Origin of the sequence: Actinoalloteichus sp. AHMU CJ021 (assembly GCF_002895405.1) — a bacterium.
Classification (GTDB): Bacteria; Actinomycetota; Actinomycetes; order Mycobacteriales; family Pseudonocardiaceae; genus Actinoalloteichus_B; species Actinoalloteichus_B caeruleus.
The window spans coordinates 1,635,486-1,658,707 of sequence record NZ_CP025990.1 but is presented as its reverse complement, the minus strand read 5'-3'; the positions used below and the strand labels follow the sequence as shown (position 1 = coordinate 1,658,707).

The following is a 23,222-nucleotide window of genomic DNA, read 5'->3' as shown; positions in this document are numbered from 1 at the left end:
CCCGCGCGTCCCGCCGGGCCGCGCCGCGACCGGGCGGATCGGGGGCGCGGTCATGCCCGCGTTCGGGCTCGTGTTCCGGTGTGTGTGCGGTGGGGCGACTCCGGGGGGCCGGGGCGGCGTGCTTTGAGGTGCCCTCGGGCTGACAGCGGTGGGGACCTGGCGGCCAGTCGTGGACCCCCGCCCCTCGGTCGGCCGGGTGTTGGGCGGCCCCGGGTGGGTACGAGCGGGGCGCGCCGCACCCCGCCCTGACGAGCTCGGACGGCGAGCCGGTCCGTGTCCCCCGCATCCGAGCGGTGGGGACCTCCCGGCCAGTCGTGGACCCCCGCCCCTCGGTCGGCCAGGTGCTGGGCGGCCCCGGGTGGGCCGAACATGCCGGGGGCCGCCGTCGACGTCGCGACGGCGGCCCCCGGAAGCCCGTGTGCGGCCAGGTCAGGACTTGCGGCCCCGGTTCACCAACGACCAGGCGCCGGGCAGCACGCCGGCGGCCAGCGCGGTCTTCAGCGCGTCACCCACCAGGAACGGGACCACGCCGACGGTCAGCGCCGCACCCAGGCTCAGACCACCGGCGATCATCAGCCCCGGCACGCCGACCGCGTAGATCACCAGGTTTCCCAGGGCCATCGTCCCCACCGTGCGGAGCACGGTGCGGTCGCCGCCACGGCTCGCGAGGGCCCCCACCAGGGCGCCGGCGAGCAACATGCCCAGCAGGTAGCCGACGGTGGCACCGGTCAGGTAGGCGGTGCCGCCCTGGAACCACGGCACGCCCATCGCGCCGACCGCCAGGTACACGCCCATCGCCGCCGCCGCGCGCCGCCACCCCAGCGCGGATCCCACCAGCAGGACACCGAAGGTCTGGCCCGTGATCGGGACCGGGCTGCCCGGAACCGGCAACACCACCTGAGCGGTCAGCCCGACCAGACCGGCGGCGGCGAGAACGAGGACGATGTCCCTCGCCAGTGCTCCCGGCACGACGTCGGCGAGCACTCGGTAACGAGGCGTAGTCGTCGGTGAAGCGGCAACGGACACGGAAACCTCCCTGGCACGAACAAGCCTGTCGGCGCGAGCCTAACCGGGACGGCTCGACCCCCGGTAGTGCTGTGGTCAGACGCACGAGCTCCCTCACCGCCCCTACCAGCGAGTAGGTCGGGGCGGGGGTCCTCACGCGGAGTCACACGGTCAGCGGATCCCCCACCAGTTCCGCCCCGGCGGTGGAAAGGTCCTCCCTGGCCTGGGCGACGGACTCCGGGGAGACCCCGGCGGTCAGGCCCAACAACACCCGGGTCGGGAACCCCGAGGCGACGGCGTCCAGGGCGGTCGCCCGGACGCAGTGGCCGGTGGCCAGCCCCACCACGTCGACCCGGTCGACCTGGTGGCCGCGCAGCCAGTCCGCCAGCGGCGTGCCCTGCTCGGTCGTGCCCTCGAACCCCGAGTAGGCGGCCGAGTAGGCGCCCTTGGAGAACACCGCCTCGATCCGGCTCACGTCCAGTTCGGGGTGGAACGCGGCGCCGGCCGTCCCCGCCACGCAGTGCACCGGCCAGGTGTCGACGAAGTCGGGGTCCCCGCTGAAGTGGCCGCCGGGGTCCACGTGGTAGTCCCGGGTGGCGACCACGTGGTCGTACTCGCCACCCCGGATCAGGTCCGAGACCGCCCTGGCCACCGAGGCCCCGCCGGCGACGGCGAGCGCTCCCCCCTCGCAGAAGTCGATCTGCACGTCGACGACGATCAGCGCGCTGGTCATGTCCTCACCTCGTTCTCCTCGCCCGTCTGTGGGGTTCCCACCCGGCCGCGTGTCCCACCCGGTCCGGTGGCGCGTTCGCGGTCAGGCGAAGACCGTCGGGATGGCCGGCTCTCCCCGGGAGAGGGTCAGTCCCTCCCACGGGACGCTCACCAACGCCCTGCGCAGCCGTTCCCGACCGTCCTCCAGCGTGGGCGCGTCCGCCACGGGGCCGCCGTCCCGCCACACCGGCCGTTGGAGCAACCGGTCGTGCGGGCCGAGTTCCGGTACCGGCCCGGCGGTGGGGAACACGACCTCCTCGGTGGCGGTCCCGGTCGGCCGGTGCCGGCGCAGCGCCGCCTTCCCCCCGCCCCGCGAGGTCTTGTGCGCGCTCCTCTTCTCCACCGGCCTGCCCTCCACCTCCACCAGCTTGTAGACCATGCCGGCCGCCGGCGCACCGGATCCGGTCACCACGGAGGTCCCGACCCCGTAGGCGTCCACCGGCTCCGCGCGCAGCGCGGCGATGGAGTACTCGTCGAGGTCCCCGGACACCACGATCTTGGTGCCGGTGGCGCCCAACCGGTCGAGCTGGTCCCTGGCCTGCCTGGCCAGTACTCCGACGTCTCCCGAGTCGATGCGGATCGCGCCGAGCTCCGGTCCGGCGACCGCCACGGCGGTCTCGATGCCCCGGGCGATGTCGTAGGTGTCGACCAACAGGGTGGTGCCGGTGCCGAGCACGGCGAGCTGGGAACGGAACGCCGTCGCCTCGTCGTCGTGCAGCAGGGTGAACGCGTGCGCCGAGGTGCCGGTCGTGGGTATTCCGTACCGCCGGCCGCACTCGAGGTTGGAGGTCGAGTGGAAGCCGGCGAGGTAGGCGGCGCGGCTCGCCGCCAGGGCCGACTCCTCGTGCGTGCGCCGCGAGCCCATCTCGATCAGCCGGCGCCCGTTGGCGGCGCTCACCATCCGGGCCGCCGCGGACGCCACCGCGCTGTCGTGGTTGAGCACCGACAGCACCAGGGTCTCCAACAGCACCCCCTCCCCGAAGGGGGCGCGCACCGTCATGATCGGCGAACCCGGGAAGTACAGCTCCCCCTCCGGGTAGGCGTCGATCTCGCCGCTGAAGCGGTAGTCCGCCAGCCACGACAGCGTCGCCTCGTCGACCACGCCACCGTCGGACAGCCAGGCCAGTTCCCGCTCGCCGAAGCGGAAGTCGCGCAGCGCCTCCACCAGGCGCCCGAGTCCGGCGACCACGCCGTAGCGCCGGCCCAGCGGGAGGTTCCTGGCGAAGACCTCGAACACGCAGTCCCGGGCGGCGGTGCCGTCGCCGAGCGACGCGGAGAGCATCGTCAGCTCGTAGCGGTCGGTGAACAGCGCGGTGCTCGCGGAGGGCAGTCCCGTCGACATAAGGCAGGAGCCTACGTCGGGGACCTGACCGCGTGCCCTGCTCGCGTCCGCACCGCGAGGTGAGGTGCGTGACAGGTCGGACGAATGGCTCATGTCACCATGGAGGCATGAACAGCCCAGTCGAGCTGGAGCGCGCCCAGGTCGATCCGTTGGGTCGCGAGGTCGGCTCCGAGGACCGGCCGTGGATGACCGTGGTCTGGAACGACCCCGTGAACCTCATGTCGTACGTGACCTACGTGTTCCAGAAGCTGTTCGGGTACAGCAAGGACCACGCCACGAAGCTCATGCTGGACGTCCACCAGAAGGGCAGAGCGGTGGTGTCCTCCGGGGGCAAGGACAAGGTGGAGGCCGACGTGGCGAAGCTGCACGCCGCGGGCCTGTGGGCCACGATGCAACGCGACTCCTGACCCACCCGCCTGTCCCGGCGGTGCCGGTCGGACCCGTCCAGGCGCACCGTCCCGCGCCAGGGCCGCCAGCGGCGGGCGCGCGGCGACCGGCGCGGGTCGGCACGCGACCACCGCGTTTCCAGGATCACTGAGCACGGAGAGAAGGGGGATCGGCGCGGCCGGCGGTCGTCGGCGGTGCGCCGGAACAGCGCGATGAACGGGTGGAGCCGACGGGGAACGGTCCTGGTCACCGACTTCTCCAGGCAGGAGGCCGCCGTGCTGCGCGGCCTGGTGGGGCAGGTCCACGAGATGCTGTCCGGGCGGGCCGACGACGGTCCCAGGGACGAGCTGGCCGAGCTCACCGGGATCCGGACCGGGCACTCGACCGCCCCCGACGACCCGGTGCTCCGCCGGCTGCTGCCGGACTTCCACCGGGCCGAGGAGGAGGACGGCGAGCTCAGCGAGCGGGACAGCGACTCGGCGGCGGCCCTGCGGTCGGTGCACGAACCCGAGTTGTTGGAGCACAAGACCGGGGTGGCCCAGGTGGTGCTGGACACCTGCCCGGAGTCCGGCGGTCGCATCGAGCTGGCGGACGAGCAGGCCGACGCCTGGCTGGCCGCGCTGAACGACGTGCGGCTCGCCCTGGGCACCGCCCTGGACATCAGGGAGGACGGCCCCGAGGAGGTCGCGCAGGACGACCCCCGGGCCCCGCACCTGGGTGTCTACCACTGGCTCACGGTGGTCCAGGAAACGCTCGTGGAGGCGTTGACCTCGTGACCGGGGCCGGGACCGCCGACGTCACGCCGCCGACCCCGGGGCCCGGGAACGCCGTCACCGACGTGCCCGGCGTCCTGGTCGGCCACCACCACCGCCTCGACGCCGGCTGGGCGACCGGCTGCACGGTGCTGCTGACCCCGGAGGGCGTCACCGCCGGTGTGGACGTGCGGGGCGGCGCCCCGGGCACCCGCGAAACCGACCTGCTGGCCCCGGGTCGCCTGGTGGAACGCGTCAACGCGATCTGCCTGGCCGGCGGGAGCGCCTACGGGCTCGCCGCCGCCGACGGGGTGATGCGCTGGCTGGGCGCGCGGGGACACGGGTTCCGGGTGGGCCCCGAACCGGGGAACACCGGCGGCGCCGTCGACGGGCCGGTGCCCAACGTCGTGCCCATCGTGCCGGCCGCCGTGCTCTTCGACCTGGAGGAGACCGCGTGGGGCCGGGTCCCCGACGCCGGGTTCGGCCACCACGCCTGCGAGGACGCCAGCGGGGAACCACCGGCCACCGGGTCGGTCGGCGCCGGTGCCGGCGCGGCCGCCGGCTCGCTGCGGGGCGGCGTCGGTACCGCCAGCGTCCTGCTCCCCACGGGGTGGACGGTGGGAGCGTTGACGGTGGCGAACCCGGCGGGTGAGGTGGTCGACCCGGCCACCGGCCTCCCGTTCGGCTGGCCCCTCGGCTTCCCCGGCGAGTTCGGCCTGGTCCCCCCGTCGGCGGACGAGATCCGCCGCGCCGCGGCCCGGCGCGCACCGGCCCGCTCCCTCAACACCCTGATCGGCGCGGTCGTCACGGACGCCGACCTGACCCGCGCCGAGTGCGGCAGGGTCGCGGCCGTCGCCCACGACGGCATCGCCAGGAGTGTCCGCCCCGCGCACTCGGTGTTCGACGGGGACACCCTCTTCACCCTGGCGACCGGACGCCGGCCGCTGCCGCCCACCGGACCGGCCCGCACCGCCCTGGTGGACGAACTCGCGCAGGCCGCGGCGGACGTCGTGGCCCGGGCCGTGGTGCACGCGGTGCTCGCCGCCGCGCCGGGGGGTGTGGTGCCCAGCTACCGGGAGCTCTACCCCTCGGCCCTCGGCTGAGGCCGGGGCGGGGTCGGGGTCCGGGGGCGCTCCCGCCGGCTTCGGGGTCCGCCTGGTCTCCCCGCTCGCCGGGCTCCCCAGCACCCACCCGGTGCCACGCCTCCCCGCCACCGTTGTCGGAGCTCCTGGTCAAGGAGTCGTCGTCGCCAGGCCCGGCATGACTGGCGCCCCCAGTCGAGCGCATGATCCGGGGGTGGTGTCACCGGGTCTGGTGGCGTCGAGACCGCTGATGGGGACACGGCCACCGGCTCGGGAGGTCTCGTCGTCACGGGGGTGCCGGCCGTCGACGCCCTGCCCGGTGACCACCCGCGGCGAGTGAACGGCAGGTGGACGAACAGCGGTTCCGGGGTGCTCCTTGGCCTGGATGTCGGCAAGGACGCCCCCGCCCGACGCGACCGGCCGGGGCCTGGGTACCGGCGCCGGGGCGACGGGCGCGAGGCACGCGTTGACGCCGGGCACGGAACCACTGGGCCGTCCGGAGGAGTCGGTGCCGTTCCCTCCCACGTGTGGCGGAAGTTCACCGTCGAGGCCGCTAACACTCCGTGGCACCCGACCGATGATCCGATCATGAACGCACCAGGGGCCAGGTGGTCCGTGCTGCTTCGCGACGATGCCAGGAACGACATCGCCACCGTTGCCTCGGCGCTGATGCTGACCCTGCACGTCAGCGCGGACGAGGCCCTGCGCCGCACCCTCGCCGTCCGAGGGCTCGGTTCCGCCGAGATCGCCAGTGCCGAGGACGTCGAGGAGGCCGAGGCGATCGCCTCCCGCCTCCAGTTCCTCGGGCTGTCCCCGACTCTGCTCCAGGAGGCATGAGGGTGAGCACTCCCGCGATGACCCCACCGGTTCCCTCGCGGGAGGCGGGCGGACACGCGGCGGCGGCCCTGCACGACGGCCGGGTGGTCCTCACGATGTCCGAGGACACCGCCGAGGTCCTGCGGCACCTCGTGGTGGAACTGGCCGCCGAACTCGCCGGGCCGAGCCGGCCGGCCGCTCCCGCGCGCCGATGGTGGCAGCACCGCGACGACCAGGACCTGGACCGCCGGTTGTTCCCCGCCGTCCACCCGGACCCGGTGGTGGAGGCCCGGTACGGGGACGAGCGGCGGGCCGGGCTGCGCGCCGAGGTGTTGGCCGCCGCCCGCAGGGTGTTGGCGGCCGGCGGTTTCGCCGAGGTGCGGATCGACCCGGCCGAGGTGCCCGACTGGATCTCCGTGCTCGGCCACGCGCAACTCCGCCTGGCCCGGCGGGATGACCTCCGGGTCGCGGCCCGCGCCCGCCGGGGTCGCCCGGACGCCGTCGCGGTCACCTGGTTGGCCTTCGTGCGGGGTCTCCTGGTGACCACGGTGTTCCCCAGCCTGGCCGGCGAGCTGCGGAAACTGGCTGCCGAAGCGGCCGCGCGAGGTCCGGTCGACGACCGCCGGCCCCCTGCCCACGATCTGGGATCGCCTCGACAGCGGCCGTAGGATTGACCTGTGCTGGTGATCCGACGCGACCTCGTGGACGCGATGGTGGCCCACGCCCGCCGGGACCACCCCGACGAGGCGTGCGGCGTCATCGCCGGACCGGAGGGCTCGGATCGTCCCGAGCGCCTCGTGGAGATGGTCAACGCCGAACGCTCGCCCACCTTCTACCGCTTCGACTCGATGGAACAGCTGCGGGTCTGGCGGGCGATGGACGAGGCCGACGAGGTCCCCGTCGTCATCTACCACTCGCACACCGCCACCGAGGCCTACCCGTCGCGGACGGACGTGTCCTTCGCGTCCGAACCGGACGCGCACTACGTGCTGGTGTCCACTCGGGACGCCCATGACGTCGAACTGCGTTCCTACCGCATCGTCGACGGGGTGGTCACCGAGGAACAGGTCGACGTCGTCGAGTCGTACATGTTCTCCCACACGGGAGCGGACGACGTGCCCGACGCCGACTGAGGCGACCCGGCCGGACGTCGTGCGGATCGGCGTCCCCTCCCCGAACACGGCACCGATCAGGAGGTACCACCATGGCAGTCAAGGTCTCGATCCCCACCATCCTGCGCACGCACACCAGCGGTGAGAAGTCCGTCGAGGCCAGTGGCGGCACGCTGGGACAGGTCATCGACGACCTGGAGTCCCGGCACGCCGGCCTGAAGGCCCGGCTGGTGAAGGAGGACGCGCTGCACCGCTTCATCAACGTCTACGTCAACGACGAGGACGTGCGGTTCGCGGGCGGGCTGAACGCCGAGGTCAAGGACGGCGACAACGTCACCATCCTTCCCGCGGTCGCCGGCGGCTGACGGGGTCGCCTCCCGCCGGCCGCCGCCGCCCTCCCCGGGGCGAACCCACGAAGGAGCAGTCCGTGGCCAGATACGACTCCCTGCTCGACGCGCTGGGCGACACGCCGTTGGTGCGGCTCGCCCGCCTCTCCCCCAGCGAGGACGTCCGGTTGTGGGCGAAGCTGGAGGACCGCAACCCGACGGGTTCGATCAAGGACCGGCCGGCCCTGGCCATGCTGGAGGCGGCCGAACGGGACGGTCGGCTCACTCCCGGCGCGACGATCCTGGAGCCCACCTCGGGCAACACCGGGATCGCGCTGGCGATGGCCGCTCGTCTCCGGGGCTACCGGATCATCTGCGTCATGCCGGAGAACACCTCGGTGGAGCGTCGGCAACTGTTGGCCGCCTACGGCGCGGAGATCAGGTTCTCCCCGGCGGCCGGCGGTTCGAACCAGGCCGTCGCGGTGGCCAAGGAACTCGCCGAGGAACACCCGGACTGGGTCATGCTCTACCAGTACGGGAACCCGGCGAACGCCGAGGCCCACTACTCGACGACGGGGCCGGAGATCCTGCGCGACCTGCCGGAGATCACCCACTTCGTCGGGGGGCTCGGCACCACGGGGACCCTCGTCGGCGTGGGCCGCTACCTGCGGGAACACCGTCCCGGCGTGCAGGTCGTCGCCGCGGAGCCCCGCTACGGGGAACTGGTCTACGGCCTGCGGAACCTCGACGAGGGGTTCGTCCCCGAACTGTACGACCCCGAGGTCCTCACCGGCCGCTACTCCGTCGGCTCCTACGACGCGCTCCGCCGCACCCGGCAGTTGCTGACGGAGGAGGGCATCTTCGCCGGCATCTCCACCGGCGCCGTCCTGCACGCCGCGCTGGGCGTGGCCGAGAAGGTCGCCGGCGCGGGTGAGTCCGGTGACGTGGCGTTCGTGGTGGCCGACGGCGGCTGGAAGTACCTGTCCACCGGTGCCTACAGCGGTGACCTGACCGACGCGGCCCAACGCCTGGACACCCAGCTCTGGGCGTGACCGCCCGCTGCTCCTTCAGCCGTGGACCGGCCCCACCGGCGGTCCGGGGCGGCGGCGGTCCGCCCGGCAGCACGCGGAGGGTGGGTCGTGGTGGCGGTCGGGTCCGTCCGGAGGGGGGCGGCGTCCTCGCGGGACGGCCCCTGGAGCCGGACCCATGTCGGTTCCCCGGGAGGCGGGTCCCGGCGACGTGACCGAGCTGTTCCGCCGCCCCCTTGGCAGGTCGGTGAGCGGGGAGACGCGTTCGCGTCCTCCCCGCGGCGCCCTCCATCACACGGTGTCCTCGGGCCGCCCTGGTTCACCGGCCGCCGGATGGGGCGATCGCTGGGCCGGGGTTCGACCGACAGCCCGCCGGGGCGACGCCCCCGGGGCGGCGCTCAGCGTGGCACCCGCGTCGACGAGGGCTCGCGCGCCCGCCGGTCCTCCGCGGCCGCCCGCCGGGACGGCGTCGACCGGAGGCCGGGACGGTTCAGCCCGGGAACACCGTCGACGGTTGTCCGGCACCCACGTCGGGCAGGACCAGCAACGACCCCGCCTCCGGCTCGTCGGCCAGCTGCTGGTCGCCCATCCCGTGCCGGGCGGAGGTGACGTAGAGGTCGGTGAACCCGATACCGCCGAACGCGCAGGCCGTCGGCCGGCTCACCGGCAGGCGGAACTCCCGGTCGAACGCCCCGTCCGGCGTGTGGCGCCGCACCGAGCCCGCGCCGTACATCGTCACCCAGACGCAGCCCTCGGCGTCCACCGCGATCCCACCGGGGAGCCCCTCGGACCGGTCGAAGGCCCGGAACTCCCGGCGGTTCCCCAAGGCGCCGGTGGACGCGTCGAAGTCGAAGACGTCGATGCGACGGCTGGTGGCGTCCACGAAGTACATGAGCCGCCAGTCCGGGCTCCAGCCCAGGCCGGCTCCGAGGCCGACCCCGTGCAGGGCGACCCGCGCCGCCCCGTCCGGTTCGACGCTGACCAGCCAGCCGTCGGTGCCGCCGCCGTCCGCGCGGGTCGTCGTCGCCCAGAGCCGCCCCGAGGGGTCCACCGCCGCCTCGCCGCCACGCACCCCGTCCCTGGCCCAGTACACGAGCCAGGTTCGGGTGTTGTCGGTGTCGATCAACGCGACCCCGTCCCGCAGGTTCGTGACGATGCCACCCCGGGACCGGGGGCGGGCCGCGCTGACGATCTGCGGCACGGACAGGACGTCGTCCTGGTCCCTCGCCGGCTGGTACCGGTGGACCTCCTGGCTGAAGGAGTCGACCCACAACAGCGAGTCGGCGCTCGCGTCCCAGGTCGGAGCGGCGCCCAGCACCGCCTGGGCGGCCACCGCCACCTCGCACGTCGTCGTTTCCGTCACGCCCAGACCCTCCGCCCCCGCGCGGTCAACCAGCCCTGTCAACCCGGCTGAGCCTATCGGCTGATCATGACGGAAGGGTCGCGAGCGGTGAACGGTCCGCCGTCGACCTGCCGCCAACCCGGTGGCCCAGGCGCCCTGCTCAGGGGTTTTCCACCGGAGCGGCGGTGCGGGCGGAGGTCGACGCCGCACGGGGTCGTTCCTCGCCGGTCGGACCGGGGAGCGGCCAGGAAACCAGGGTGGCACCCGGGTCGTCCCGGAGGGGCGAAGTCGGTCCGGTGCGTACCCTCGAGGTGTGGATCCTGTGGTGAGCTCTCCCCGCCCGCCCGCGAAACGCGTGCTGCCCCCCAATCCCCGACAGGCCGCCGTCGTGGTCGGCGCGTTCGTCGCGCTCCTCTACGTGGTGCAGCTCGTCAACAGCCTCACCGGGGGTGGGCTGGTGCGGCACGGCATCCTCCCGCTGTCGCTCGCCGGCCTCGACGGGGTGCTGTGGGCGCCACTGCTGCACGGCAGCTGGCCGCACCTCCTCGGCAACACGGTGCCGGTGCTGGTGTTGGCGTTCCTGGCGATGTCCGGCGGGTTCGGGCAGTTCGCGGCCGTCACCGGCGTGATCTGGCTGGTGGGCGGGCTCGGCACCTGGGTCACGGGCGGCGTGGGGACCGCCCACGTCGGCGCGTCCGGCCTCATCTTCGGCTGGTTGGCGTTCCTGCTGGTCCGGGGGATCCTGAACCGGGCGCTCGGCCAGGTCCTGGTGTCCCTGGTGCTCTTCTTCGTCTGGGGCGGGATGCTGTGGGGCGTGTTGCCCACCACGCCGGGGATCTCCTGGCAGGGCCACCTCTTCGGCGCGATCGGCGGGCTGTTGGCCGCCTGGTTCGTCGCCAGGGCGAACAGCCGCGGCGCCGGCGCCGGGACTGCGCGCCCGAGGGTCCACGGCGGGTCCCCGTGACGCCCCGACCACCCGGCGACCGGGGGTGGCGGGAGATCACCGACCCGCACGCGCCCATCGGCGTCTTCGACTCCGGGGTGGGTGGGCTCACCGTCGCCAGGGCCATCACCGACCAGCTGCCCGCCGAGCACGTCCGCTACGTCGGTGACACCGCCAACGGCCCCTACGGTCCGCTGCGCATCGAGGAGATCAGGGAGCACGCGCTCTCCGTCGCAGACACCCTGGTAGACCAGGGGGTGAAGTTGCTGGTGATCGCCTGCAACAGCGCCTCGGCGGCCTGCCTGCGCGACGCGAGGGAACGCTACCCGGTCCCGGTGGTGGAGGTGGTCGTCCCCGCCGTCCGCCGCGCCGTCTCCGCCACCAGGTCCGGCCGGGTCGGCGTCATCGGCACCGAGGCGACCGTGCGGTCCCGGGCCTACCCGGACGCCTTCGCCGCGAACCCGAGGGTCACCGTGACCAGCGCGGCCTGCCCCCGGTTCGTCGACTTCGTGGAGCGGGGCGTCACCTCCGGCCGGCAGGTCCTCGGTCTGGCGCAGGGCTACCTGGAACCCCTCCAGGCCGCCGACGTCGACACCGTGGTGCTCGGCTGCACCCACTACCCGCTGCTGACCGGCGTCATCCAGATCGCGATGGGACCGGACGTCACCCTGGTGTCCAGCGCGGAGGAGACGGCGAAGGACGTCGTCCGGGTGCTCACCGAACGGGACCTCCTCCGCCCCTCGGAGCTGGTGGACTCCGCCGTGCGGTCCTACTCGGCCACCGGCCCGGCGGAACCCTTCGCGCGGCTGGCCCGCCGGTTCCTCGGCCCCCACTTCGCGGGTGCCGGCACGGCCGTGCCGGCCGCCGCCGGCTGAACCGCCGCTCGGCAGGACCCCGTCCCCCACGACGGCAGCCCGCGTCGGACGCGGGTCGGGTCGTGCGGCTCGGGCCGCCCGGTTCCGGCAGGCTGGGGGCATGTTGTTGACGGTCCTCGGCTGCGCCGGCAGCGTGCCCTCACCCACCTCGCCCGCCTCCGGCTACCTGGTGACGACCGGGCGGACCCGGATCGCCCTCGACCTGGGCAACGGCACCCTCGGCCCGCTGACCGGCCACGTCGACCCGTTCGAGCTGGACGCGGTCCTGCTCTCCCACCTGCACGTCGACCACTGCGCCGACCTGGCCGCGTTGGTCGTCGCCCTCCGCCACCAGCCGCGCCGTCCCCGGCCCGCGCGGCGCCTGCCCGTCCACGCGCCGCGCGGCGCCGCGCGGCGGCTCGCCGGCCTCTACGCCGCCGAACCCGGGTCGGCCGCGACCACGGACCTGACCGACGTCCTCGACTTCCATGACCTGGAGGACCTCACCGCGACCCCGGCCGTGATCGGTGACCTGGAGGTCAGCGCGTTCCCCGTTCCCCACTCCTGCCCGGCGTTCGGGTTCCGCGTCCGGCACGGCGACCGGGTCCTCGCCTACACGGGGGACACGGGCGGTGGTCCGACCGTCCGACGTCTCGCGGAACACGCCGACCTGCTGCTCGCCGAGGCGACCTGGCCGCACCGCCAGGGCGCCCCGCCCGGCCTGCACCTGTCGGGCCGGCAGGCCGGGGAACTCGCGAGGCGGGCGGGGGCGCGTCGGCTGCTGGTCACCCACGTCGCCCCCTGGGAGGACGCCTCGGAGGTCGCCGCCGAGGCCTCGCTGGCCTTCGGCGGGCCCACCGAACTGGCGGAGCCGGGCGCGCGCCACGAGGTGTGAGGGAGCCCGCCGGCCGAGCCGCCGCGCCACCACCGCGAGGAGCGACCGGCGGAGCGCTCCCCGGCGCGGCGGAGCGGCGCCGAGCCGGGCGGAGGTGGTCGGGTCCCCGCTCCGACACCCGGTGGGAACGACCGGTGGGAACGACCGGCGGGCCGCGCCGGCCCTCTCGGCTCCGTCAGAGCCAGCCCCGCCGGGTGAACAGCAGGTACAGCGCGACGGAGGTGACCACGATGAGGATCGAGGACGTGACGACGCCGCCGTGGTCCAGGTACCCGGGGTAGGGCAGGTTCTGCCCGTAGAAGCCGGTGATGGCGGTCGGCACGGCGATGATCGCCGCCCAGCTCGTCACCTTCTTCATGACGACGTTGAGCCGGTTGCCCTGGAGCGCCAACTGGGTCTCCCGCAGCGTGCTGGCCAGTTCCCGCACCCCCTCCAACCACTCGGTGGCCCGGAGCACGTGGTCGTGGACGTCCTGGTAGTAGGGCGTCATCCGGTCCCCGACGAGCCCGGTCGAGTCCCGCATCAGGCCGCCGAGCACCTCGCGCATGGGCAGCACCACCCGCCGTACCGCCAGCATGTCCTTCCGCGTGCGGAACGAGACGCGCTGCGCGCGGCGCATGTCGGTGTGCTCCTCGAAGAGCATCGTCTCCAGGTCCTCCAGCTGGTCGTCGAAGGACTGGACCACGTCGAAGTGCCCGTCGACGACGACGTCGAGCAACCCGTACAGCAGGGAGTCGACGGTCTGCGCGTCACGCCCCGGGCCGGTGTCCCACCGGTCCCGCAGCCGATCCAGGTCCAGCCCGGGGGACCGGCGGACCGTGATGAGCGCGTTCGCCGTCACGAACACGTCCACCTCCGAGAGGTGGACGCGGCCCTCCGCGTCATCGCCCTGCTGGCCCGGTGCCGGGGTCGTCCCGCCCGGCCCGCTCCGCGCCACGGGGGCGGTGTCCATCCCGGTGCGGTCGCCGGCGGCCCCGGCCGGTCCGCTGACCGCCGTTCGAAGGCTCGTCGCGAAGACGACGAGGAACAGGTGGTTGTCGTAGCGGTCGAGCTTCGGGCGCTGCCGCTCCTGCCCGGCGTCCTCCACCGCCAGCTCGTGCAGGCCGAGCTTGTCCGCCAGCCGCTCCAGGGTCGAACGGCTGGGGGCTGGCAGGTCGAGCCAGACGAGGGCGGAGCCCTCGCGGAGGAGGGCCGCCAGTTCGTCCTCGGCGACGTCCTCCCCAGCCAGGACCCCGTCCCGGTACACCCGGTTCGCGGCCACGACAGCGGATGCTAGCCCCCGGTGACCGGATCGACGCGGACCGTGGCAGCGGGTGTGTCACCGGGGTGGCCCCCCTCCGGTGTGGTGCGACGCCGAGGCCGGCGACCCCGGCTGGCTCGCTCGACGTCGCTCCCGCCGGCGTGGCGGTGGGTGGTCCCCGGGCCTGGTGGTCGGGGCGCGGGGGCGCGTGCCGGCCCGTCGAGTCGACTCCGGTCGCGGGCCGCCGATGTCCTAGGGTGACCGAATGGCTCGTGCGGATGGTCGACAGGACGACGCTCTCCGGGATGTTCGGATCACCAGGGGATACCAGCAGTGGCCCGCCGGTTCCGTGCTCGTGGAGTTCGGGCGGACCCGGGTGCTGTGCGCCGCCAGCGTGCAGGAGGGCGTGCCGAGGTGGCGTGCCGGTTCCGGGCTGGGCTGGGTGACGGCCGAGTACGCCATGTTGCCCTCGGCGACCCACACCCGGAGTTCCCGGGAGTCGGTCAAGGGTCGGGTCGGCGGCCGGACCCACGAGATCAGCCGGCTCGTCGGCCGCGCGTTGCGCGCCTGCCTCGACATGTCCGCGATCGGGGAGAACACGATCGCGATCGACTGCGACGTCATCCAGGCCGACGGCGGCACCCGGACCGCCGCGATCACCGGCGCCTACGTCGCGCTGGCCGACGCGATCACCTGGCTGGGCGCGGCGAAACGGCTCGCCGACCCCAAGCCGCTGTCCTGCGCGGTGGCCGCCGTGAGCGTCGGCGTGGTCGACGGCCGGGTCCGGCTCGACCTGCCCTACGAGGAGGACTCCCGCGCCGAGGTCGACATGAACGTGGTCGCCTCCGACACCGGGACGCTCATCGAGGTGCAGGGCACCGGCGAGGGCGCGACCTTCACCCGGTCCACGATGGACACCATGCTCGACTACGCGATCGCGGGTTGCGCGCGGTTGACCGAGATCCAGGCCGAGGCGCTGGCCCTGCCCTACCCGGGCGAGCTGCCGGGGGCGGCGAAGTGACGGGGCGCGACCCGGGGTCGGCGCACCGGCTGCTGGTGGCGTCCCGCAACACGAAGAAGCTCGACGAACTGCGGCGTATCCTCCTCACCGCGCACGTGCGGGACCTGGTGGTCGTCGGCCTCGGCGACGTGCCCGAGTTCCCGGAGGAACCGGAGACGGGCGCGACCTTCGAGGAGAACGCGCTGATCAAGGCGCGGGCCGCCGCGCGGGCCTCCGGGCTCCCCTCGGTCGCCGACGACTCCGGGCTCGCGGTGGACGCGCTGAACGGGATGCCGGGGGTGTTGTCGGCCCGCTGGGCGGGGCGGCACGGCGACGACCTGGCGAACCTGGAACTCGTGCTCGCGCAGACCGCCGACGTGCCGGAGGAACGCCGGGGGGCGGCCTTCGTGTCCGCCGCCGCCCTGGTCGTTCCCGGTGGCGGGCCGGAGGGCACCGACTCGGAGATCGTGGTGCGCGGGGAGTGGCGGGGCCGCCTCACCCGGGAGCCCCGGGGCGGGAACGGGTTCGGTTACGACCCGATCTTCCAGCCGGAGGGTGAGGGGCGGACCTCGGCGGAGCTCACCGCCGAGGAGAAGGACGCCCATTCCCACCGGGGGCGCGCCCTGCGCGCGATGCTGCCAGCCCTGCTCGCCCTCGCCGAGAGCTGATCGGGGAACCACGACGCTGGCGCCGGATCACCGGATCTCGCGCTCGCCCGGCACGCCCCGAGGGGAGTGGGCGGGTCCAGCCCGGTCGGTCCTGGGGGCGCCGGCGGTGCCCGGCCCGGGCTCGACCAGCGGCGTCCCGGTCGGCAGGGGATCTTCGGCCGCTCGTGCCGAGCGCCGCGCCGGCGGTGACCGCCGGGTGCTTCCCGCTGACCGCCCGCGCGCCTCGCCGGCCGGGTCGGCGCTCCCGCCCGGGCTGCGCCCGCCGACGTGGGCGGCCGCGTTCCTCGGCAGGCCCGGCCGGCGAGGTCGGCGGTCGAGATCCCTGATCGGGAACGGGAGGCCTGGCCGGCGGGACCGCGCACCGGGTGGTGGCGGCCCGCCTCCGGCGTGCTCGCCCTCAGATCCTCAGGTCCCGCCGGAGCTTGGCGACGTGGCCGGTGGCGCGCACGTTGTACAGGGCGGTCGCGATCCGGCCCTCCTCGTCCACCACGAAGGTGGAGCGGATGACCCCGGTGACCGTCTTCCCGTACATCTGCTTCTCCCCGAAGGCGCCCCAGGCGGTGAGCACCGCCTTCTCCGGGTCGGAGAGCAACGGGAAGGTCAGGTTCTCGGCGTCCCGGAACTTCGCGAGCTTCTCCGGCTTGTCCGGGGAGATCCCGATCACCGACAGGCCGGCCTCGGACAGCTCGGCGAGGTTGTCCCGGAAGTCGCAGGCCTGCTTCGTGCAGCCGGGGGTGCCGGCGGCGGGGTAGAAGTACACCAGCACCCGCTGGCCCCGGTAGTCGGAGAGGGAGACCTGGTCGCCGTCGGCCGAGGTGAGGGTGAAGTCGGGCGCGACGTCGCCGTCGGCCAGCCGCTGCTGCTCGCTCATGCCGGCCACCGTAGAGGGCGGGTGCCCCGGCCGGCCCACCCGCCTCCTGGGCTCCCCTCGCGGCGGTCGGTCAGCGACTCGTGCCACGCGGGTGTGCGGGTCTCCACGGCCTCCGGCCCCGGGACACCTGGCGTTCGACCCGCGCCCCGGGCATGCGCGGTGGCGGGCCACCCGGCGGTCGTGCCACCCGGCGGTCGTGCCACCGGGCGGTCGTGCCACCCGGCGGGGGCGCACGCGTCGGACCGCGTGCGCCCCCGCGCTGACGGGCCGGGTCAGCGGGCGACCTGGCGGCGCCGGAGCCAATCGGGGAGCCAGGCGTGCGCCACCACCCCGAGGACGAACACCAGCACCGCCAGGCCCAGCGCCCGCACCGAGAACACGTCGGACACCGGCCACGCCCACCAGGACCGCCCCCGGTCGCCCAACACCATGGCGGCCACCGCGTACAGGGTGGGCACCGTGGCCGCCGAGACGGCGGTGGAGAACCGGGACACCAGCAGGGCCAGCCCGGTGAACCCGAGGGCGTTGCGGGCGGCGATCACCGCCGTCGGTTGGAGGTCCGTGACGTGGAGGGCCAGGCACAGGACCCCGTACAGGCCGCCGAGCGCCACCAGGAAGGCGCTGTCGTACACCCGAACCGGACGCACCGCGTTCGCCTCCCAGTCCCGGGGTGCCCTCGACAGCAGGTAGGCGACGGACCCCGAGCAGAGCAGGGGGATCAGGACCGCCGCCGGGAGCGCGAGGGCGATGCCGCCCAGGACGTTGGGCGTGGGGACGAGGGTGGACCCGAAGGGCGCCACGAGGACGAGCGTCACCAACCACATCCCGGTGACGACGGGCAGGGCCCGGTTGGTCGCCCAGAACCTCACGACACCTCCGGCCCGAGCGCGTCCAGGTGGGACCCGCAGGCGGCCACCGCGTCCCGGGCACCGTGGAACCACGCGAGCTGGTCCTCCTCGGGGAGCCGGTGCAGCGCCGCCCAGTGCTCGTTCAGCTCCGGATCGTCGAACTCGTCCTCAGCGGTGGTCAGCCAGTCCAGGGCCAGGTAGTAGGTGAGGTACGTGCCCATGCCGCCGCAGCCTTCCGGCATGGAGGGGACCTGAGCGGCGACGATCGAACTGGCCAGGCTCTCCGGGGACGAGAAGGCGTTCATGGTGAACGTCCAGGTCTCCTCGTCGTCGGCACCCACGCCGTGGATCGCGCGGGTGGGTGCCGGGAAACCCCGCGAGGTCAGCTCGGCCACGGCGAGATCCACGCCCGCCCGGATCTCCTCGACCCTGTCGAGGTCCTCGGGGTAGACGCAGAGGGTGACGGGACCGTCGAAGCACTCGTCGGGAGCCGCCCGGAGAACGACCGGGTCCGGGCCGAGGTGCCTCGCGGTGGAGATCCCGCCCGCGAGGGCGGGAACGAGGACAGCCGCGCAGAGGACGGCACCCGTGGCGGTGGACCTCGGGCTCCGGTCGGGGGCGGAGCAGGCGAGGGCGAGGGCGAACGCGACGAGGACGCCACCGTTGACGAGGATCGGAGCCCACACCCCGGCGGGATCCACCTCCAGGTAGACGGCGAGCCCCCAGTCGGTGAAACCCGTGAGGTGGCGGAGCCACATCGGCTCCACGCCGATCGGGAGCGCCATCCAGCAGTACAGCAGGATGAAGCAGGAGGGGATGGCGATGAGGGGCCGCGACCACCAACCGAACGCGGCGCCGACGGCCGTGTGCGCGACGACCACCAGCACGGCGAGCAGGACGAACCGTCCGTCGGGCCCGCCGGGAACTCCCAGCAGGTGCCAGCCGGCGGTCAGGTAGGCGGCGAGCACCCCGACCAGGCCCGCGGCGGTGGCGGGCGCGACGGCGTCCACCACGACCCGGGCCGGGGACCGGACCGGGCGCCCGAACACCGCGCTGGCATCTCGGACCCGCCCCACCTCGCGGGCCGCGAGCGCGGCGGTCAGCGGGCCGAGGAGGAAGGCGGCCGAGGTGGCGGTGGCCGAGCCAGCCGCCCAGTACCGGTCCTCGGTCGCCAGCTGGGAGTTGACCCAGAGCCAGGAGAAGAGCGCGAGGGCCGGGGCGGCCAGCGGGAACAGCGAGCCGCGCCAGAGCACCGGGGTCCTAGGCATGGGTCCGCTCCTCGACCAGCGCCGAATAGGCGGAGGCCGCCTGGCGGGATACCGGCAGCGACGGGTCGCCGTGGTCGAGGAACTCGGCCGGAGATCCGGTGAACACGACCCGACCCCCGTTCAGCACCACCACCTGGCCGACGACTTCCACGAGGTCGACGACATCGTGGGTGGACACGACGACCGCGACCTCGGCGGGCAACCCGAGGAGGATCTCGGCGAACCGGTCCCGTTCTCGCGGGTCGAGCCCGGCGGTCGGTTCGTCCAGGAGCAGCACCCGGGACCCGTGCACCAGGCACTGGGCGAGGGTGACCCGGCGGAGCTGCCCGCCGGAGAGCCGGTTGGCCCTGTCCTGGGCGTGCGCGGCCATCCCCACCTGGTCCAGCGCGGGCAGCGCCGCCTCCCAGGCGGTGGTCCTGGACATGCCCTTCAGCCAGCCCGAGTAGGCGACCTGTTCGCGCACGCGGAGGCCCCGCACCGGGGTGGCCCGTTGCGGCAACCACCCCACCGCGCGGGCGTACCGGGCGCGGTCGCGGGGCTGGACCGGTGGAACACCGTCGCCGACGGACAGCGCGACGCTGCCCGCACGTGCGCTCACGTTGCCCGCGAGGACGTTCAACAACGTCGTCTTCCCTGCGCCGTTCGGCCCAAGAAGAATGGTTCGTCCGGAGCGCACGTGAATGCTCACATCGGTCAGGGTCGATTTCCTCCCGTCGTAGGAGAAGGTTATCCCGTGTGCCGTCAACATTGTCGAAAATGCCTTTCCCTGGATTTCCCACAGGTTATCCACCAGGCCTCGGCGAGAATTCGGTCCGGGGAAATTCGGGGCGTCCGAGGGTTTCCGGTGACCCGACCGTCGTCCTCCGGAGGCTTCGGGTCGGCCAGCGCCAACGAGCGCGGAGAGGGCGGGGGCTCGGGGAGGGGCGCTGGATTCGGGAGCACGCACGCCCCGACTCGTGGCCCACTCCGCTGGCTCCGTCGTGCGCCCGCTCGCGGTCGGCGGAGGACCGCACGCCTCGGTTTCACGATCGGGAGGCCGGCGCCCGGAAACGGCACCGTGTCGGAGCCGGGAACCGGGGGCTCGGCGACGCGGGAGTGGGTCGAGGCCTGTGGTCGCGGTCGGTGCGGCGGCAGCGCGGGTTCGGGTCAGCCGGGGTGGTGGGCGATCGCGGCCCACCGGTGGCACCGGGTGGGCCAGCGCGGGAGCCCGACGACGCGGGAACGGGGGAGCCCAGTGCCCTGGGGCGGACGCCGGGGCGGGCGGCGGTGCGGCCGGGGGCGGGTCAGCGTTCCGGCACGGTGGCCAGTCGGGGCTCCGGGGCGTTCTCCTGACTGGGGACGTCGTGGTCGGCGGCCGGGGTGATCACGGACGTCTCGATGCGGGTCACGTCCGAGTGCAGCGTGGTCACCACCGCCCCCAGCAGGATTCCCACGACCGCGGAGGTGATGAGCGCCGCAGCGCTGATCACGTAGAAACGTAGACCCATGCCCGACCTCCCCAGTGAGTTCCGGTGACCGTGCGGTCGCTCTAGGTAAGACATCGTCACCCCGTCAGGCGGCGATGGCTACTCGAATCCGCGACTACCCCCGGGTGGGTCACCCGCAAACGTCCTGCTGGAAGGGCTGGTCGCCGACCGTCACCCCGCGCTGGGGGCCCGCGAGCGCATCCACCGCGCCCACGCAGGGGGAGACGCCGGCCTCCGCCGGCGGCGCCGCGTCCGCCGCGCCGGGTGCGGCGGAACCCGTACCCACCCGGCCGCCGATCACTCCCCGAGAACACGAAAGGGGGCATCGCGTCGGACGGGTGAACCCGGTGGTGGCACTCTGCCCATCTGGTAGGCAGCGGAGTGAGACGGAACGGGCGCCTGGGGCGGATGGTGCGCCGGGTGGACGGTCGCGACGTCGTGGCAGGCGCCGCCCCGCCGCACCAGCGCGCCGACCGCCCACCCCGGGCCGCGCTCCACCCGGGTCGCCACACCAGCCCGGGAAAGGCGGCGCCCGTCACTCCCGCGTCACCACCACGTCCGCTACCGGACAGATAGGGTCCGCATTCGTGAAAGCTGTGCGTCGCTTCACCGTCCGAGCTCACCTGCCCGAGCCCCTGCGCGCCCTGGGCACCCTGGCCACGAACCTGCGCTGGACCTGGCACCCGCCGACCCAGGACCTGTTCGCCTCGATCTCCCCCCGGGCCTGGGCGACGGTGAAGGGCGACCCGCTGCGGCTGCTCGGCGAGGTGCGGGCGGAACGCCTGGAGCAGTTGGCCCGCGACGAGAACTTCCTCTCCCAGACCCGCGCCCTCGACGACGACCTGCGCCGGTACCTCACCGAGCAGCGCTGGTACCAGCGCCGCCAGGAGGAGCTGGGTGACCTGCCGGCCGCCGTCGCCTACTTCTCGATGGAGTTCGGCGTCACCGAGGCGCTGCCGAACTACTCCGGTGGGCTCGGCGTGCTCGCCGGCGACCACCTGAAGGCCTGCTCCGACCTGGGCGTCCCCCTGGTGGCCGTGGGCCTGCTCTACCGGTCCGGCTACTTCCGCCAGTCGCTGTCGCCGGACGGGTGGCAGGTCGAGCACTACCCGCTGATCGACCCCCGCGCGCTGCCCCTCGAACAGCTCACCGACGCCGAGGGCGCTCCTGTCCTGGTGCGGGTGGCGATGCCCCGGGGCCGCGTGTTGCGCGCCCGGATCTGGCAGGCGAGGGTCGGGCGGGTGCCGCTGCTGCTGCTGGACACCGACCTGCCCGAGAACGAGCCGGAGCTGCGCGGCATCACCGACCGGCTCTACGGGGGCGACCAGGACCACCGCATCCAGCAGGAGATCCTGGCCGGGATCGGCGGGATGCGGGCGGTCCGCGCCTACTGCCAGCTCACCGGCCACCCCCAACCCGAGGTGTTCCACACCAACGAGGGGCACGCCGGTTTCCTCGGCCTGGAACGCATCCGGGAACTCACCGAACAGGAGGGTCTGGACTTCGACCAGACCCTCGCCGCCGTCCGCGCCGGAACGGTCTTCACCACCCACACCCCCGTCCCGGCCGGCATCGACCGGTACCGGGTCGACATGGTCCGCCACTACTTCGGCGACGGCGGCGACCACGACCTGCTGCCCGGTGTCAGCACCCGGCGGGTCCTCGCGCTGGGCGCCGAGGACAACCCGAACATGTTCAACATGGCCAACATGGGGCTGCGGCTCGCGCAGCGGGCCAACGGGGTGTCCCAGCTCCACGGCCGGGTCCTGCGGGACATGTTCCGGGGGCGGTGGCCCGGGTTCGACGCCGAGGAGGTGCCGATCACCTCCGTCACCAACGGTGTGCACGGCCCGACCTGGTCGGCCCGGGAGATCAACCGGCTCTTCGGGGACGCCGACTCGGCGTTGGAACACGCCAGCAGGCTGCGCGGGGTCGAACCGATCACCGACGCGTTGTTGTGGGAGATCCGCTGCACCCTGCGGGAACGGCTCGTCGCCGAGGTGCGGCGGAGGCTGCGGGACGCCTGGCTGCACCGGGGAGCGTCCGAACTGGAACTGGACTGGACCGAGTCGGTGTTCGACCCGGACGTCCTCACCATCGGCTTCGCCCGCCGCGTCCCCACCTACAAGCGGCTGACGCTGATGCTGCGCGACCCGGACCGGCTGCGGTCCATCCTGCTCGACCCGGACCGGCCGGTGCAGCTCGTGGTGGCCGGCAAGTCCCACCCCGCCGACGAGGGCGGCAAGGCACTGATCCAACAGGTGGTGCGCTTCGCCGACGACCCCGAGGTGCGGCACCGGATCGTCTTCCTGCCCGGCTACGACATGTCCCTCGCCCGGTACCTCTACTGGGGCTGCGACGTGTGGTTGAACAACCCGCTGCGCCCGCTGGAGGCCTGCGGCACGTCCGGGATGAAGGCGGCGCTCAACGGCGGCCTGAACCTGTCCGTGCGGGACGGGTGGTGGGACGAGTTCCAGGACGGTCGCAACGGCTGGTCCATCCCCACCGCCGACGGGGTCACCGACCCCCGGCGGCGGGACGACCTGGAGGCCTCCGCGCTCTACCGCTTGCTCACCGACGAGGTGACCCCGTTGTTCTACGAGCGGCGGGAGGACGGCGTGCCGACGCGGTGGATGTCGATGGTGCGCCACACCCTGACCACGCTGGGGCCCAGGGTGCAGGCCAGCCGGATGGTGCGCGAGTACGTCGAGGGCTGCTACCTGCCGGCGGCCCGGTCGGCGGGCACCATGTCGGCCGACGACTACCGGGGTGCCCGGGAGGTGGCGGGGTTCCGCTCCCGCGTGGAGGCCGCGTGGCCGGAGGTGCGGGTGCTGGACAGCGACCTGTCCTACGACGGCGAGTCCGTGCCGCTGCTGGGGGCCGAGGTGACGGTGACCAGCCGCGTCGAGCTGGCCGGGCTGACCGACGAGGACGTCATGGTGCAGGCCGTCGTGGGTCGGGTGGACGAGGACGGCGAGCTGCACGAGGTGGTCACCGCCGACATGCGCAGGACGGAGGACGGTTCCTTCCGGGGCGAGGTGGTGTTGCCGCACGCCGGGGCCACCGGCTACACGGTCCGGGTCCTGCCCCGCCACGGTCTGCTCACCGAACCGGCCGAACTGGGCCTGGTGGTGCTGGCCGGCTGACGTCCCGTCGCCGTGCGGCGACCCACGGCACGCGGCGGCCCAGCGCGTGGTCGGCTCGCG

At 73.9% G+C, this 23,222-nt stretch carries 24 protein-coding genes; 14 read left to right on the top strand and 10 right to left on the bottom strand.

Annotated elements, in window-relative coordinates; genetic code table 11:
• Positions 1-429: 429 nt before the first annotated feature.
• The 3 genes from C1701_RS06820 to C1701_RS06810 form a co-directional block, all read right to left on the bottom strand.
• Entirely contained in the window at positions 430-1,026 is a 597-nt protein-coding gene (locus C1701_RS06820) for a biotin transporter BioY (protein WP_026417203.1), read from the bottom strand.
• Between the two features lie 142 nt (positions 1,027-1,168).
• Complete coding sequence (locus C1701_RS06815) at positions 1,169-1,738, bottom strand: isochorismatase family protein (RefSeq protein WP_026417202.1); 570 nt, start codon at positions 1,736-1,738, stop codon at positions 1,169-1,171.
• Positions 1,739-1,819: 81 nt separating this feature from the next.
• A complete protein-coding gene (locus C1701_RS06810; protein WP_026417201.1) occupies positions 1,820-3,118 on the bottom strand; it encodes a nicotinate phosphoribosyltransferase in 1,299 nt (432 codons plus the stop codon).
• 107 nt (positions 3,119-3,225) lie between these two features.
• On the opposite strand from C1701_RS06810, the gene clpS reads away from it, so the two are divergent.
• From clpS to C1701_RS06770, 8 genes are all read left to right on the top strand, one after another.
• A complete protein-coding gene (clpS, locus tag C1701_RS06805; RefSeq protein WP_026417200.1) occupies positions 3,226-3,525 on the top strand; it encodes an ATP-dependent Clp protease adapter ClpS in 300 nt (99 codons plus the stop codon).
• Between the two features lie 192 nt (positions 3,526-3,717).
• Positions 3,718-4,281, top strand: coding sequence for a DUF2017 domain-containing protein (locus C1701_RS06800; protein ID WP_026417199.1), 564 nt, complete (start codon positions 3,718-3,720; stop codon positions 4,279-4,281).
• Positions 4,278-5,360 (top strand): P1 family peptidase, encoded by a 1,083-nt coding sequence (locus C1701_RS06795; protein WP_026417198.1) that lies wholly within the window; start codon positions 4,278-4,280, stop codon positions 5,358-5,360. The genes C1701_RS06800 and C1701_RS06795 overlap by 4 nt, the downstream gene beginning before the upstream one ends.
• Before the next feature lie 567 nt (positions 5,361-5,927).
• Positions 5,928-6,176, top strand: coding sequence for a hypothetical protein (locus C1701_RS27195; protein WP_030146987.1), 249 nt, complete (start codon positions 5,928-5,930; stop codon positions 6,174-6,176).
• 2 nt (positions 6,177-6,178) lie between these two features.
• The gene (locus C1701_RS06785) at positions 6,179-6,823 is read left to right on the top strand and encodes a DUF2017 family protein (protein WP_030104066.1); all 645 of its coding nucleotides are present in this window, start codon (positions 6,179-6,181) and stop codon (positions 6,821-6,823) included.
• Between the two features lie 9 nt (positions 6,824-6,832).
• On the top strand, positions 6,833-7,288 hold the full coding sequence (locus tag C1701_RS06780; protein WP_026417195.1) for a Mov34/MPN/PAD-1 family protein: 456 nt from the start codon (positions 6,833-6,835) through the stop codon (positions 7,286-7,288).
• A 71-nt stretch (positions 7,289-7,359) separates the two neighbouring features.
• A complete protein-coding gene (locus C1701_RS06775; protein WP_103055698.1) occupies positions 7,360-7,632 on the top strand; it encodes a MoaD/ThiS family protein in 273 nt (90 codons plus the stop codon).
• 62 nt (positions 7,633-7,694) lie between these two features.
• Complete coding sequence (locus tag C1701_RS06770) at positions 7,695-8,645, top strand: PLP-dependent cysteine synthase family protein (RefSeq protein ID WP_026417193.1); 951 nt, start codon at positions 7,695-7,697, stop codon at positions 8,643-8,645.
• A gap of 466 nt (positions 8,646-9,111) precedes the next feature.
• On the opposite strand, the gene C1701_RS06765 is transcribed toward C1701_RS06770, so the two are convergent.
• Complete coding sequence (locus C1701_RS06765) at positions 9,112-9,984, bottom strand: SMP-30/gluconolactonase/LRE family protein (protein ID WP_026417192.1); 873 nt, start codon at positions 9,982-9,984, stop codon at positions 9,112-9,114.
• 301 nt (positions 9,985-10,285) lie between these two features.
• Here C1701_RS06765 and C1701_RS06760 point away from each other — a divergent pair, with 301 nt between their 5' ends.
• The 3 genes from C1701_RS06760 to C1701_RS06750 all read left to right on the top strand — a co-directional run bounded on the left by C1701_RS06760 (position 10,286) and on the right by C1701_RS06750 (position 12,655).
• Positions 10,286-10,927, top strand: coding sequence for a rhomboid family intramembrane serine protease (locus C1701_RS06760; RefSeq protein WP_443098158.1), 642 nt, complete (start codon positions 10,286-10,288; stop codon positions 10,925-10,927).
• Positions 10,928-10,962: 35 nt separating this feature from the next.
• Entirely contained in the window at positions 10,963-11,781 is an 819-nt protein-coding gene (gene murI / locus C1701_RS06755; protein ID WP_103056983.1) for a glutamate racemase, read from the top strand.
• A 100-nt stretch (positions 11,782-11,881) separates the two neighbouring features.
• A complete protein-coding gene (locus C1701_RS06750) occupies positions 11,882-12,655 on the top strand; it encodes an MBL fold metallo-hydrolase (RefSeq protein WP_026417190.1) in 774 nt (257 codons plus the stop codon).
• Between the two features lie 175 nt (positions 12,656-12,830).
• On the opposite strand, the gene C1701_RS06745 is transcribed toward C1701_RS06750, so the two are convergent.
• Positions 12,831-13,916: a magnesium transporter CorA family protein gene (locus C1701_RS06745; RefSeq protein ID WP_026417189.1), complete on the bottom strand. Its 1,086-nt coding sequence runs from the start codon at positions 13,914-13,916 to the stop codon at positions 12,831-12,833.
• Positions 13,917-14,160: 244 nt separating this feature from the next.
• On the opposite strand from C1701_RS06745, the gene rph reads away from it, so the two are divergent.
• Together rph and rdgB are read left to right on the top strand one after the other, a co-directional pair.
• On the top strand, positions 14,161-14,916 hold the full coding sequence (gene rph, locus C1701_RS06740) for a ribonuclease PH (protein WP_026417188.1): 756 nt from the start codon (positions 14,161-14,163) through the stop codon (positions 14,914-14,916).
• Entirely contained in the window at positions 14,913-15,563 is a 651-nt protein-coding gene (gene rdgB / locus C1701_RS06735) for an RdgB/HAM1 family non-canonical purine NTP pyrophosphatase (RefSeq protein ID WP_026417187.1), read from the top strand. Before rph ends, rdgB begins: the two co-directional genes overlap by 4 nt.
• A 397-nt stretch (positions 15,564-15,960) precedes the next feature.
• Here the strand turns inward: rdgB and bcp are convergent, their stop codons facing one another.
• The 5 genes from bcp to C1701_RS06710 form a co-directional block, all read right to left on the bottom strand.
• Positions 15,961-16,434, bottom strand: coding sequence for a thioredoxin-dependent thiol peroxidase (bcp, locus tag C1701_RS06730; protein WP_026417186.1), 474 nt, complete (start codon positions 16,432-16,434; stop codon positions 15,961-15,963).
• 272 nt (positions 16,435-16,706) lie between these two features.
• On the bottom strand, positions 16,707-17,303 hold the full coding sequence (locus C1701_RS06725; RefSeq protein WP_026417185.1) for a hypothetical protein: 597 nt from the start codon (positions 17,301-17,303) through the stop codon (positions 16,707-16,709).
• Positions 17,300-18,550: a DUF7224 domain-containing protein gene (locus tag C1701_RS06720; protein ID WP_156038274.1), complete on the bottom strand. Its 1,251-nt coding sequence runs from the start codon at positions 18,548-18,550 to the stop codon at positions 17,300-17,302. The genes C1701_RS06725 and C1701_RS06720 overlap by 4 nt, the downstream gene beginning before the upstream one ends.
• Entirely contained in the window at positions 18,543-19,298 is a 756-nt protein-coding gene (locus tag C1701_RS06715; protein ID WP_039789568.1) for an ATP-binding cassette domain-containing protein, read from the bottom strand. The genes C1701_RS06720 and C1701_RS06715 overlap by 8 nt, the downstream gene beginning before the upstream one ends.
• Positions 19,299-19,833: 535 nt before the next feature.
• A complete protein-coding gene (locus tag C1701_RS06710) occupies positions 19,834-20,037 on the bottom strand; it encodes a hypothetical protein (RefSeq protein ID WP_026417182.1) in 204 nt (67 codons plus the stop codon).
• 566 nt (positions 20,038-20,603) lie between these two features.
• On the opposite strand from C1701_RS06710, the gene glgP reads away from it, so the two are divergent.
• A complete protein-coding gene (glgP, locus tag C1701_RS06705) occupies positions 20,604-23,162 on the top strand; it encodes an alpha-glucan family phosphorylase (protein WP_026066244.1) in 2,559 nt (852 codons plus the stop codon).
• The last annotated feature ends 60 nt before the right edge of the window (positions 23,163-23,222 follow it).